A 13253-nucleotide genomic window follows, 5' to 3' on the forward strand; every position below is an offset into this window, starting at 1 on the left:
TATGAAGCCGTAGTCGTTCACGGACCCTTCCCCCGCAGGAGCGTGAGATGAGCACGACCACCGTCACCGAGTCCACCGCCTGGCAACCCGCCGAGATCGCACCGCTCGACGACGACACCCTGCGTCGCGTCGACGCCTGGTGGCGCGCGGCGAACTACCTCTCCGTCGGCCAGATCTACCTCCTGGACAACCCGCTGCTGCGCACGCCGCTGGACCGCGACGACGTCAAGCCGCGCCTGCTGGGTCACTGGGGCACCACGCCGGGCCTCAACTTCCTCTACGCGCACCTCAACCGCGCGATCGCGCAGCGCCGCCAGTCGACGATCTACGTCGCCGGTCCCGGCCACGGCGGCCCGGGCCTCGTCGCGAACGCGTACCTCGAGGGGACGTACTCCGAGACCTACTCGGACGTCACCCAGGACACCGAGGGCCTGCGCCGGCTGTTCCGCCAGTTCTCCTTCCCGGGCGGCATCCCGAGCCACGTCGCGCCGGAGACGCCGGGGTCGATCCACGAGGGCGGCGAGCTGGGCTACGCGCTCTCCCACGCGTACGGCGCCGCGTTCGACAACCCCGACCTCCTCGTCGCCGCGGTCGTCGGCGACGGTGAGGCGGAGACGGGCCCGCTCGCGACGAGCTGGCACTCGAACAAGTTCGTCAACGCGCGCAACGACGGCGTCGTGCTGCCGATCCTGCACCTGAACGGCTACAAGATCGCCAACCCGACGGTGCTCGCGCGCATCAGCGACGACGAGCTGCGCGACCTCATGATCGGCTACGGCCACACGCCCTACTTCTTCACGGGCGGGTTCGACGGCGAGGACCACTTCGAGGTGCACCGCCGCTTCGCGCACCTCCTCGACGAGGTGCTCAACCACATCGCGCAGATCAAGGCCGACGCCGCGGCGGGGAACGACGAGCGGCCCGCGTGGCCGATGATCGTGTTCCGCACGCCGAAGGGCTGGACGTGCCCGCCCGTCATCGACGGCAAGAAGACCGAGGACTCGTGGCGCGCGCACCAGGTGCCGCTCGCGAGCGCCCGGGACACCCCGGAGCACCTCGAGGTGCTGCGCGGCTGGCTCGAGTCGTACCGGGCCGACGAGCTCTTCGACGAGGACGGCCGCCTGGTCGACGACGTCGCGGCGCTCGCCCCCGAGGGCACGCTCCGGATGAGCGACAACCCGCACGCGAACGGCGGGCTCCTGCTCAAGGACCTGCGGCTGCCGGACTTCCGCGACTACGCCGTGGACGTGAAGGCGCCGGGCAGCTCCATCGCCGAGTCGACGCGCGTCCTCGGGCAGTGGCTCACCGACGTCGTGCGGATGAACCCGGACAACTTCCGGATCTTCGGCCCCGACGAGACCGCGTCGAACCGGCTCCAGGCCGTGTACGAGGTCACGGACAAGCAGTGGAACGCCGACTTCTTCGGGCCTGACGTCGACGAGCACCTCGCGCGCGCCGGCCGCGTCATGGAGATGCTCTCGGAGCACCAGTGCCAGGGCTGGCTGGAGGGCTACCTGCTCACCGGGCGGCACGGCCTGTTCACGAGCTACGAGGCGTTCATCCACATCGTCGACTCGATGTTCAACCAGCACGCGAAGTGGCTCAAGGTCACGAACCACATCCCGTGGCGGCGGCCGGTCGCGAGCCTCAACTACCTGCTGTCGAGCCACGTGTGGCGCCAGGACCACAACGGCTTCAGCCACCAGGACCCGGGCTTCATCGACCACGTCGTGAACAAGAAGGCCGAGATCGTCCGCGTCTACCTGCCGCCGGACGCGAACACGCTCCTGTCCACCTACGACCACTGCCTGCGCTCGCGCCAGTACGTGAACGTCGTCGTCGCAGGCAAGCAGCCGGCGCCGCAGTTCTTGTCGATGGACCAGGCGGTCGCGCACTGCACGCGCGGCCTCGGCATCTGGGAGTGGGCCGGCACGGAGGTCGAGGGCGAGGACCCGGACGTCGTGCTCGGCTCGGCGGGCGACGTGCCCACGCTCGAGGTGCTCGCCGCGGCGGACATCCTGCGCCGACGCATCCCCCACCTCAAGGTCCGGGTCGTGAACGTCGTCGACCTCATGCGGCTCCAGGACGAGAAGGAGCACCCGCACGGCCTGTCGGACAAGGACTTCGACACGCTCTTCACGACGGACAGGCCCGTCATCTTCAACTACCACGGCTACCCGTGGCTGATCCACCGCCTCACGTACCGCCGCACGAACCACGCGAACATCCACGTGCGCGGCTACAAGGAGGAGGGCACCACCACCACCCCGTTCGACATGGCCATGCTCAACGACATCGACCGCTACCACCTGGTGGTCGACGTCATCGACCGTGTGCCGTCCCTGCGCTCGACCTACGCGGGTCTGCGCCAGGAGATGGTCGACGCGCGGCTGGCGGCCCGCCAGTACACCCGCGAGCACGGGGAGGACATCCCCGAGGTGCGCGACTGGGTGTGGCCGGACGTCGGCGAGACGGCGACCGAGGAGGGTGGCCCGCAGTACAACGGCGCGAGCGCCGCCGTGCAGGACACCGGAGGAGACAACGAGTGAGCGACACCGCTCGCAGCATCTACATCACCTCGCCCGAGGGCGAGACGGGCAAGTCCACGATCGCGCTGGGGGTCCTCGACCTGCTGGTCCGCAAGGTCCAGCGGGTCGGGGTCTTCCGGCCGGTCACCCGGGCCGCCGGCCCGGACGTGCAGGACTACGTGCTCGAGCTCCTGCTCGCGCACGACGGCGTCGACACGACCGCCGAGCAGGCGATCGGCGTCACGTACGAGGACGTCCACGCCGACCAGGAGGCCGCGCTCTCGCGGATCGTGGCTCGGTACCACGAGGTCGCGAGCCAGTGCGACTTCGTGGTCGTCGTGGGCACCGACTACACCGACGTCGCCGGGCCGACCGAGCTGTCGTTCAACGCGCGCGTCGCGGCGAACCTCGGCGCGCCGGTCCTCCTCGTGGTCTCCGGCAAGGGCCGCACGCCCGACGCCGTGGGGAACCTCATCGAGGTGAGCGTCGCCGAGCTGCGCTCGCAGCACGCGCAGCCCATCGGCGTCGTCGCGAACCGCGTGCAGCCCGACGACCTCGACGCGGTGCGCGCGCTCCTCGGGTCGCTCGGCCCGGACGGCGAGCCGCTCGCGGGCGGGACGTCGTCGGGCCCGACGGCGGAGCCCGCCCCGGGCACGCGGCTGCCGGGCTGGGCGGTGCCCGAGGACCCGTTCCTCGACGCACCGACCGTGCGGATCCTCATGGAGGCCGTGGGCGGGACGCTCGCGTTCGGCGAGGAGGAGCTCCTCGCGCGCGAGGCGACCGACCTGCTCGTCGGCGCGATGTCGTTCGAGCACCTGCTCGACCGGCTCACCGACGGCGCCGTCGTCATCACGCCCGGCGACCGGGTGGACATCCTCATCGGGCTGCTCGCCGCCCACTCGGCGTCCGGCTTCCCGTCGCTCGCCGGCGTCATCCTCAACGGCGGGTTCTTCCCGCCCGAGTCGACGGCGCGCCTCGTCGCGGACCTCGACCCGAGCCTGCCGGTCATCCGCACCGACCTCGGGACGTTCCGCTCGGCGAGCGCCGCCGCGAGCGCCCGGGGCCGCGTGACCAAGGAGTCGCAGCGCAAGGTCGACACGGCGCTCGCCCTGTTCGAGCAGAGCGTCGACGGCGCGGCGCTCCTCGCGGGGCTCGACGTGCCCCGCCCCGAGGTCGTCACGCCGCTCATGTTCGAGTACGAGCTGCTGTCCCGCGCCCGCGCGGACCGCAAGCACGTCGTGCTGCCCGAGGGCGACGACGACCGCATCCTGCGCGCCGCGTCCACGCTGCTCGGCCGCCAGGTCGCGGAGCTGACGATCCTCGGCGAGGAGCAGAAGGTCCGCGCCCGCGCGGCGGAGCTCGGCCTCGACATCGACGCCGCGCACGTCGTCAGCCCGCACGACCCGGAGCTCGTGGAGCGGTTCGCCGCGGAGTACCAGCGGTTGCGCGCGCACAAGGGCATGACGCTCGAGGAGGCGCGCGAGCGCGTCCAGGACGTCTCGTACTTCGGCACGATGATGGTCCACCTCGGCCTCGCGGACGGCATGGTGTCGGGCGCGAAGCACACGACGGCGCACACCATCAAGCCGTCGTTCGAGATCATCAAGACCCAGCCGGGCGTGTCCGTCGTCTCGTCCGTGTTCCTCATGTGCCTGCAGGACCGCGTGCTCGTCTACGGCGACTGCGCGGTCATCCCCGACCCGACGGCCGAGCAGCTCGCGGACATCGCGATCTCCTCGGCGGCGACGGCGCAGCAGTTCGGCGTCGACCAGCGGGTCGCGATGCTGTCGTACTCGACCGGCGAGTCCGGATCGGGGGCCGACGTGGACAAGGTGCGCCGGGGCACGGCGCTCGTGCGCGAGCGCCGCCCCGACCTGTTCGTCGAGGGCCCGATCCAGTACGACGCGGCCGTGGACGCGTCCGTCGCGGCGTCGAAGATGCCGGGCTCGGACGTCGCGGGGCGCGCGACCGTGTTCATCTTCCCGGACCTCAACACGGGCAACAACACCTACAAGGCCGTGCAGCGCTCGGCGGGCGCCGTCGCGGTCGGACCGGTCCTCCAGGGCCTCAACAAGCCGGTGAACGACCTCTCGCGCGGCGCGCTCGTGCAGGACATCGTCAACACCGTCGCGATCACCGCGATCCAGGCGCAGGCCCCGGCCGACGCCGTCGACCCCACCTCTGACTCCCAGGGAGCCACGTCATGACGATCCTGCCCGAGGGCGAGCGCCCCAACCCCTACAGCGCGTACGGCGCGCACGGGTCCGTGCTCGTCATGAACTCGGGGTCGTCCTCGCTCAAGTACCAGCTCGTCAACCCCGTCGGCGGCGAGGCGATCGCCGCGGGCACGATCGAGCGCATCGGCGAGGAGTCCGGGATCATCAAGCACCGGTTCGCCGGGAACACGACGACGCGCGAGGAGCCCGTCGCGGACCACGGGCACGCGCTGCGCATCGCGCTCGGGATGTTCGACGAGGTCGGCCCGACGCTCTCCGACGCCGACGTGTACGCGGTGGGGCACCGCGTCGTGCAGGGCGGCTCGCTGTTCGCCGACCCGGTCCTCGTCGACGACGGCGTGCTCGAGCGGATCCGCTCGCTGTCCCCGCTCGCGCCGCTGCACAACCCGGCGAACGTCAAGGGCATCGAGGTCGCGCGGTCGCTGCTCGGCGACGTGCCGCACGTCGCGGTTTTCGACACGGCGTTCTTCCAGCGGCTGCCGGCGCACGTGGCGACGTACGCCCTGGACGCCGAGGTCGCCGAGAAGTACGCGATCCGGCGCTACGGCGCCCACGGCACGAGCCACCAGTACGTCTCGGGGAAGGTCGCGCGCGTCCTCGGGCGCCGGATCGAGGGTCTCAACACGATCGTCCTGCACCTCGGCAACGGCGCCTCGGCGTCGGCCGTGAAGGGCGGCGTGCCGGTCGAGACCTCGATGGGCCTCACCCCGCTCGAGGGCCTCGTCATGGGCACGCGGACCGGCGACATCGACCCGGCGGTCGTGTTCCACCTCGCGCGCAACGCGGGCATGAGCATCGACGAGATCGACGACCTGTTCAACAAGCGCTCGGGCGTCAAGGGCCTGTCCGGCGTGAACGACTTCCGCGAGCTGCACCGGCTCATGGAGGCCGGTCACGAGGGCGCCCGCCTCGCGTTCGACGTGTACATCCACCGGCTCCGCAAGTACGTCGGCGCGTACGCCGCCGTCCTCGGCCGCGTGGACGTCGTGGCCTTCACCGCGGGCGTCGGCGAGCACGACGCCGAGGTGCGCGCCGCCGTCGTCGAGGGCCTCGAGCCGCTCGGCCTCGCCGTCGACCCGGACCGCAACGCCGTCGACTCCGGCGAGCCGCGCGTCATCTCGCCGGACTGGACGAGCACGCTCGTCATGGTGGTCCCGACGATGGAGGAGCTCGCCATCGCCCGCCAGTCGGTCGAGGTCGTCGAGGCGGCGTCGCGCGCCGGCTGAGGCTCGCCGCCCGGGACTCGCCCGGACCTTGCCGGGTGAGCCCCGCCGGGCTCGGCCCGTTCCCCGGCCGGTGAGCCGACGCCCGCGCGTCGGCTCACCGGTCGGTGGCATGCTCGGGCGGTGACCGTTCTCATCGACCCGCCCGCGTGGCCCGCGCACGGGACGCTGTTCAGCCATCTCGTGTCCGACGCGTCGCTCGCGGAGCTGCACGCGTTCGCGGCGTCGATCGGCGTGAGCCCGCGGGCGTTCGACCTCGACCACTACGACGTCGCCGCCGAGCGGTACGACGTCGCGGTCGCCGCGGGCGCGGTCCCGGTCGGGGGTCGTGAGCTCGCCCGGCGCCTCGGCGCCTCGGGCCTGCGCGTGCCCGGCCGGGCACGGCGCGCGGCGAAGGCCGACGCCCTCCTCGCGCGCTGGGACGCGCTCCTCCCGGGCGCGCGCGACGTCGGGGTCGAGCTCGTCGAGCGCTGGCACGAGCCGCACCGCGTCTACCACGGGCCCGAGCACCTCGTGCACGCCCTCGACTCGCTCGCGCTCCTGGAGGGACGCCCGCCCGGCGTGCCCGGCGCGACGGTGGTCACGGGTGCGAGGCCCGGGGTGACGCAGCTCGCGCTGTGGTTCCACGACGCCGTGCACGACGGCGAGGCGGGCCGCGACGAGGAGCGGTCCGCCGAGCTCGCGGACGCCCGGCTGGCGAGCCACCTCGGTGCTCGCGAGGTCGAGGAGGTCGTGCGGCTCGTGCTCGTGACGACCGACCACGCCCCGGCCGAGGACGACGGGCCCGGGGCGCTCGTCTCGGACGCCGACCTCGCCGTCCTCGGGTCCGCGCCGGACCGGTACGCCCGCTATGCCCGCCAGGTGCGCGCCGAGTACGCCCACGTGCCCGACGACGCCTTCCGGGCCGGGCGGGCCGCCGTCCTGCGCGGACTGCTCGCCGGCGGTGCGCTGTTCCGCACCCCGCAGGGCGCGACGCTCTGGGAGGACCGCGCCCGAGCCAACCTCACCGCCGAGCTCACGACCCTCGACGCCCGAGCCTGACCCTCACTCCCAGCCCCCGCCCCGCCCCCACCCCAGCCCCCACCCCCATCCGCCGAGCAGGCGGTCGTGGTCCGTCCCGGACTGCGGACGGACCAGGACAACCTGCTCGGCCGGCCAGGAGGGCCTGGTCGACGCGGTGGCGGCGTTAGGGTCAGGACGTGATCGACGATCCGGCGTCACCTCCGGCACCACCGTCCGGCCGGCCTGCGGGGGGTCGTCCGCGCCGGTCCCGACGGCGGCGCCTCACCCTCGGGACGGCGACGGGGCTCGTGGTGCTCGTGCTGGCGCCGTTCGTCGTCGTGCAGGCGGTCGGGCGCGCGCACGTCGCCCACGCCGCGCACGTGCCGGAGAGCGACGCGATCGTCGTGCCGGGGGCGGGCCTGCGGCCGGACGGGACCCCGTCCACGTACCTGCGCCGTCGGCTCGACGCGGCGGCGGAGCTCTACGGCCGGGGCGTCGCGCCCGTCGTGCTCGTGAGCGGCGACGCGCACGACGACTACGACGAGCCCGGCTCGATGCGCGCGTGGCTGCTCGGCCGCGGCGTGCCCGACGACGCGATCCTGCTCGACCGCGAGGGATTCGACACCCACGCGACGTGCACGCGCGCGGCGTCGGAGTTCGGCGTCGGCACGGCGGTGGTCGTCACGCAGGGGTACCACCTGCCGCGCACGCTGTTCTCGTGCCGCGTCGCAGGTCTCGACGCCGTGGGGGTCGGCGTCAGCGCGACGAGCGTCGAGCCGTGGAAGGCCGTGCTCTACCGCGCCCGCGAGGTCCCCGCGGCGACGAAGGCCGTGCTCGACGCCGTGCTCCGCTGAGCGGGGCTCCTCAGGGCAGCCGCAGGCGGCGCATGACGTCGAGCGCCGACGTGAGGACCTTGCTCGGCAGCTCGCCGCCGAGCTGGTAGAGCGTGTCGAGCGTGAGGCCCTGGTTCGCGCCGCGCTGCACGGAGATCGTCTGCGCCTCGGTGAGCGCCTCGATCCCCTCGCGCCCGTGGCGGCGCCCGAGGCCGGACGCCTTGAACCCGCCCATCGGGGCCCCGACGGAGCCCCACGTCGCGGAGTAGCCGTCGTTGACGTTGACCGTCCCCGCCTCGATGCGCGCCGCGATCCGGCGCCCGCGGGCCGTGTCACGCGTCCACACGCTCGCGTTGAGCCCGTACTCGGTGTCGTTCATGACCTCGACGGCCTCGTCGTCGCTCGCGACCCGGCGTACCGAGACGACGGGACCGAACGTCTCCTCGCGCGCGCACGCCGCGTCGTCGGGCACGTCGTCGAGGACGGTGGGCGCGTAGAACCACGGGCCGATGTCCGCCCGGTGCACACCGCCCGCGAGGACGCGCGCGCCGCGCGCGATGGCGTCCTCGACGTGGGCGACCACGCGGTCGAGCTGCGCCTGCGACGTGAGCGACCCCATGTCGGCGGAGTAGTCGAGCCCCGCACCGAGACGCATCTCACGGACGAGCGGCACGAACTCGTCGAGGAAGGCGTCCGCGACGTCCTCGTGCAGCACGAGCCGCTCGATCGACACGCAGAGCTGGCCGGAGTTGGAGAAGCACGCGCGCACGGCACCGCGCGCGGCGGCGCGCACGTCGGCGTCGGCCGCGACGTACAGCGGGTTCTTCCCGCCGAGCTCGAGCGTCGCGCCGATGAGGCGCTCCCCCGCGCGCGCGGCCACCTTGCGGCCGGTGGCGGTCGAGCCGGTGAACGCGATGTGGTCGACGTGGTCGGTCACCGCGGCGCCGACCTCTCCCCCGCCCGCGACGACCAGGAACAGGTCCGCGGGCAGCCCTGCCTCCTCGAGGAGCTCCGCGCCCCACAGCGCGGTGAGGGTCGTCTGCGGGTCCGGCTTGAGCACGACGGCGTTCCCCGCCACGAGCGCGGGCACGGCCTCGGCGAGCGCGAGCGTCAGCGGGTAGTTCCACGGCGCGATGACGCCGACGACGCCCACGGGGCGACGGTGCACGCGCGTGCCGGTGAGCACGGGCAGCATCCCCGGCGCCCGCCGGTCGGCGAGGTAGCGCGGGCCGCGCTGGGCGTAGTGACGCGTGAGGATCGCGACGTCCGCGATCTCCTCGAACGCGCTGCGCCGCGACTTGCCGGACTCCATCTGGATGAGGTCGAGGCCGTCCGACTGGCGCGCGAGCACGAGCTCGCCGAACCGCCGCAGCACGGCCGCGCGCTCGCGCACGGAGCGGGCGGCCCAGGCCGGCTGCGCCGCCCGGGCGCGCGCCACGGCACGGGCGACGTCCTCGACGGACGACACGGGGACCGCGGCGAGCGGCGCTCCCGTGGAGGGCAGGACGGAGCGGTGCATGCCCGCCTCGTTGGACGTGACGACGCGCTGCGCGAGGGGGGCCACGACCTCCGGCTCGAGGACGTAGGTCGCGGCCGGGTTCTCGGGGTCGATCAGACCGTCCAGCGCGGCGCCGTCGCCGCGCCCGGAGCCGGGTGTGCCGGATGAGCTCGTCATGGGGACAGGCTACGTCGTGGCGCTGACAGCGCGTCGACGGGCCGCTCCCACGTGGTGAGCACGGGCCGGAAGCCCTGCCGCGCCCAGAAGGGCGCGGACAGCGGGTTGAGCACGCCGTGGTGCAGCACGACGACGGCGCCCGGCCCCGCCCGCTCGTGCACGCGCGCGAGCGCCGCGTCGACGAGCGCCCCACCGAGGCCGGTGCCGCGCGCGCTGCCCGTCACGTGCAGCAGGACGAGATAGGCGACCGGCCCTGCCGTGACCGTCCCGGCCACGGCCCCGGAGCGCTCGGGCGGCTCGACCGCGACGACGCCCACGACCTCGCCCGCCCGCTCCCCCGGCACCTGGCGGCGTGCCACGAGCACCGTGGTGCGCGGGTTCTCGACGGCGGCCGCGACCTGGGCGGCGAGGTGCTCGGCCGCGAGCGGCCGGACGCGGGCCGCGCCCACGAGCTCGTCGTACGCGAGCTCGGCGCGCTGGTGCTCGACGACGGCGGTCACGTCGTCCGGGCCGGCGTCGGCCAGCACGATCCCGGGGAGGTCGTCGCGGGGCCGGACCGAGGAGGCGCCGCGGCGCGCGGCGAGGTGGACGGTCGGGCGCAGGCCGCTCGCCGCGAGCGCGCCCACGGCCTCGACGTCGCGGCTCGGCCACAGGAGCGCCAGGCCGTGGTCGCGGGGCGCGGGGCCCCGCTCGGGCAGCCCGTCGCCCTCCGGTGCCCTACCTGGGTCGCGCCCCACGCGCGCCGTCCAGACCGCCACGAGCGCGCGGACCGCGCCACCCACGTCCGGTCCCGCTGCGCGCGCCCGCAGCCGGTGCTCGCGCAGCGCGCGGAACCCCGCCGCCACGGAGTCCGGCCGGACGTCCCCCACGCCCAGGAGCCCCGCGGCGCGCGAGCCGTCCGGGAGCCGCACGGCGAGGAGTCGCTCGTCGTCCGTCGTGGCGCCGAGGGCGGGGACCGCGACGAGGGGGTCGAGCGCGGCGACGCGCGCGCGGTGCTCGGTCTCGAGGGCGGCGAGGTCGTCGTCGTCCGGCCGCCACGCGGCGGGGTTCATCGTCCGGCGTCGCGGGCGTCCGGGGCGCCGAGCGGGCGGCCGAGCACGACGCACTCCTGGTCCGCGTACCCGAGCCGCTCGTAGAAGCCACGCACCGCGTCGTTCGTGGCGCGCACCATGAGGCGCACGGCCCGCGCGCCCTGGGCGGCGAGCCACGCCTCCGCCGCGACGACCGTCGCACGGCCCGCCCCGCGGCCCTGGAGGCGCGGGTCGACCGCCACGTAGTAGAGCCAGCCCCGGTGCCCGTCCACGCCGGTCATCGCCGTCGCGACGAGCTCCCCGGCCGCGACCTCGCGAGGGCCGGGCTCCCCCGGTGCGCCGTCCGTGGCCACCGCGGGCAGGTCCCGCGTCGCGCGGCCCACGAGGACGGTCGAGGTCTCGCCCAGACGGGCGTCGGCGAGGTCGCGGTAGGGGTCGTTCCACGGCCGGGTGAGGCCGCAGGTGCGCCACAGCGCGACGACCGCCTCGACGTCGCCGTCCTCGACCTCCGTGAAGGACACGTCGATGGCGGCCACCTCCGTGGAGGCCCCGTCCACGGCGTCGGTCCCCGGGCGGCCCGCGCCCTCAGCGGGCACGGCTCCGCCGCCCGGCACGCCGTCACTGGCGTGCGTCAGGCGCGGACCGTCGGCGATGCGTCCGGCCACGGCGCCGGTCAGCGCGGCTGGTACGGGGAGACGACGACCTCGACGCGCTGGAACTCCTTGAGGTCCGAGTACCCGGTCGTCGCCATGGCCCGGCGGAGCGCGCCGACGAGGTTGAGCGTGCCGTCGGCCTGGCGGCCCGGCCCGAAGAGGATCTCCTCGAGCGTGCCGGCCGTGCCGACGCGCACGCGCTCGCCGCGCGGGAGCTGGGCGTGGTGGGCCTCCGAGCCCCAGTGCCAGCCCTTGCCCGGCGCCTCCTCGGCCCGCGCGAGCGCCGCGCCGAGCATGACCGCGTCGGCGCCGCACGCGACCGCCTTGACGAGGTCGCCCGAGCGGCCGACGCCGCCGTCCGCGATGACGTGCACGTAGCGGCCGCCCGACTCGTCGAGGTAGTCGCGCCGTGCCGCCGCGACGTCCGCGACCGCGGTCGCCATGGGCGCGTGGATGCCGAGCGAGACCCGCGTGGTGTGGGCCGCGCCGCCGCCGAAGCCGACGAGGACGCCCGCGGCGCCCGTGCGCATGAGGTGCAGCGCCGCGGTGTACGTGGACGCGCCGCCCACGACGACCGGGACGTCGAGCTCGTAGATGAAGCGCTTGAGGTTGAGCGGCTCGGCGACGCCGGACACGTGCTCGGCGGAGACCGTCGTGCCGCGGATGACGAACAGGTCGACGCCCGCGTCGACCACCGTCTGATAGTGCTCCTGCGTGCGCTGCGGCGACAGGGCCGCGGCGACCGTGACGCCCGCCGCGCGGATCTCCTTGAGGCGCTGCGTGATGAGGTCGGCCTTGATGGGCTCGGCGTAGATCTCCTGCATGCGGCGCGTGGCCTCGAGCGGCTCGAGCCCGGCGATCTCCTCGAGGAGCGCGGTCGGGTCGTCGTAGCGCGTCCACAGGCCCTCGAGGTCGAGGACGCCGAGGCCGCCGTGGTTGCCGAGCGCGACGGCGGTGGCCGGGCTCATGACCGAGTCCATCGGCGCCGCGAGGATCGGCAGCTCGAAGTGGTAGGCATCGATCTGCCAGCCGACCGACACCTCCTCCGGGTCGCGCGTGCGCCGCGAGGGCACGACGGCGACGTCGTCGAAGGAGAACGCGCGCCGACCGCGCTTGCCACGTCCGATCTCGATCTCGTTGCTCACCGGGTCAGCCTACCGGCGGGCCGTGCCCGTCACCTGCACCGACCACCGTGTGGGTGGGCGCTGGCAGGGTGACGCTCGTCGCCGGGACGTCCGGCGACGACGGGAGCGCCGGGCGCCCCGGGACCCGACCGGACGGCAGAGGTGGACCATGACGACGACGCCCTGGACGGCGGGACCGCTGCTCGGTCTCGACACCGAGACCACGGGCCTCGACGTCGACGTCGACCGCGTCGTCACCGCCGCGCTCGTGCTCCGCGAGCCGGGTGCCACGCACGTGCGCACGTGGCTCCTCGACCCGGGCGTCGAGATCCCGGCGGAGGCCACGGGGATCCACGGCATCACGACCGCGCACGCCACGGCGCACGGGACGGCGCCCGCCGTCGCGCTCGACGAGATCGCGACGCTCGTGGTCGACGCCCAGCGCGACGGCGTCCCCCTCGTCGCCTACAACGCGGCGTTCGACCTCGCGATCCTCGACACCGAGCTCGTGCGCCACGGCCTGCCGACGCTCTCCGCGCGCCTCGGGCGACCGGTCCGACCGGTGCTCGACCCGCTCGTGCTCGACCGGGCGTGGGACCCCTCCCGCGAGGGCAAGCGCCGGCTCGTCGACCTGTGCGCGCGCTACGAGGTGCTCGACGTCGGGCCCCTGCACACCGCGGACGGGGACGTGCTCGCGACGCTCGACCTGCTCGACGCGCTCGCGCGGGCGTACCCCGACCTGGCGGGTCTCGGACCGGCCGCGCTGCACGACCTGCAGGTCGTCGCGCACCGGCGGTGGGTCGACGCCCTCGACCCGGAGCGTGACCGGCCCTACGTCGGCGCCGGGGCGGACGGCCGCTGGCCGGGCTGACGCGGGTCACCACCCCCGCGAGGAACCTCGACGCATATCTCATGATCCGGGTGAAGGTCGTGTGATGGTGGCATGG

General features: G+C 74.4%; 10 protein-coding genes. 6 read left to right on the plus strand and 4 right to left on the minus strand.

Features of this window, described 5'->3' with window-relative positions:
- Positions 1-47 precede the first annotated feature (47 nt).
- From ACZ4MO_RS04895 to ACZ4MO_RS04915, 5 genes are all read left to right on the plus strand, one after another.
- Complete coding sequence (locus ACZ4MO_RS04895; RefSeq protein ID WP_175007874.1) at positions 48-2549, plus strand: phosphoketolase; 2502 nt, start codon at positions 48-50, stop codon at positions 2547-2549.
- Positions 2546-4735: a phosphate acetyltransferase gene (gene pta, locus ACZ4MO_RS04900; RefSeq protein WP_175007873.1), complete on the plus strand. Its 2190-nt coding sequence runs from the start codon at positions 2546-2548 to the stop codon at positions 4733-4735. The genes ACZ4MO_RS04895 and pta overlap by 4 nt, the downstream gene beginning before the upstream one ends.
- Positions 4732-5991 (plus strand): acetate/propionate family kinase, encoded by a 1260-nt coding sequence (locus tag ACZ4MO_RS04905; protein ID WP_074808948.1) that lies wholly within the window; start codon positions 4732-4734, stop codon positions 5989-5991. Before pta ends, ACZ4MO_RS04905 begins: the two co-directional genes overlap by 4 nt.
- A gap of 120 nt (positions 5992-6111) precedes the next feature.
- On the plus strand, positions 6112-7029 hold the full coding sequence (locus ACZ4MO_RS04910) for a DUF4031 domain-containing protein (protein WP_175007872.1): 918 nt from the start codon (positions 6112-6114) through the stop codon (positions 7027-7029).
- Between the two features lie 269 nt (positions 7030-7298).
- A complete protein-coding gene (locus tag ACZ4MO_RS04915) occupies positions 7299-7844 on the plus strand; it encodes a SanA/YdcF family protein (protein ID WP_499278621.1) in 546 nt (181 codons plus the stop codon).
- Between the two features lie 10 nt (positions 7845-7854).
- Here ACZ4MO_RS04915 and ACZ4MO_RS04920 read toward each other — a convergent pair whose 3' ends face one another.
- The 4 genes from ACZ4MO_RS04920 to ACZ4MO_RS04935 are packed head-to-tail and all read right to left on the minus strand — an operon-like array spanning position 7855 to position 12315.
- Positions 7855-9498, minus strand: coding sequence for a succinic semialdehyde dehydrogenase (locus tag ACZ4MO_RS04920; protein WP_175007870.1), 1644 nt, complete (start codon positions 9496-9498; stop codon positions 7855-7857).
- On the minus strand, positions 9495-10550 hold the full coding sequence (locus ACZ4MO_RS04925) for a GNAT family N-acetyltransferase (RefSeq protein ID WP_175007869.1): 1056 nt from the start codon (positions 10548-10550) through the stop codon (positions 9495-9497). Before ACZ4MO_RS04925 ends, ACZ4MO_RS04920 begins: the two co-directional genes overlap by 4 nt.
- Entirely contained in the window at positions 10547-11194 is a 648-nt protein-coding gene (locus ACZ4MO_RS04930; RefSeq protein WP_342779527.1) for a GNAT family N-acetyltransferase, read from the minus strand. The genes ACZ4MO_RS04925 and ACZ4MO_RS04930 overlap by 4 nt, the downstream gene beginning before the upstream one ends.
- A gap of 8 nt (positions 11195-11202) precedes the next feature.
- On the minus strand, positions 11203-12315 hold the full coding sequence (locus ACZ4MO_RS04935; protein ID WP_499278635.1) for a GuaB3 family IMP dehydrogenase-related protein: 1113 nt from the start codon (positions 12313-12315) through the stop codon (positions 11203-11205).
- Positions 12316-12475: 160 nt separating this feature from the next.
- Between ACZ4MO_RS04935 and ACZ4MO_RS04940 the strand changes: the two genes are divergently transcribed.
- Complete coding sequence (locus ACZ4MO_RS04940; RefSeq protein ID WP_175007867.1) at positions 12476-13177, plus strand: exonuclease domain-containing protein; 702 nt, start codon at positions 12476-12478, stop codon at positions 13175-13177.
- Positions 13178-13253 lie beyond the last annotated feature (76 nt).

It is taken from the genome of Sphaerisporangium cinnabarinum, from assembly GCF_055567015.1.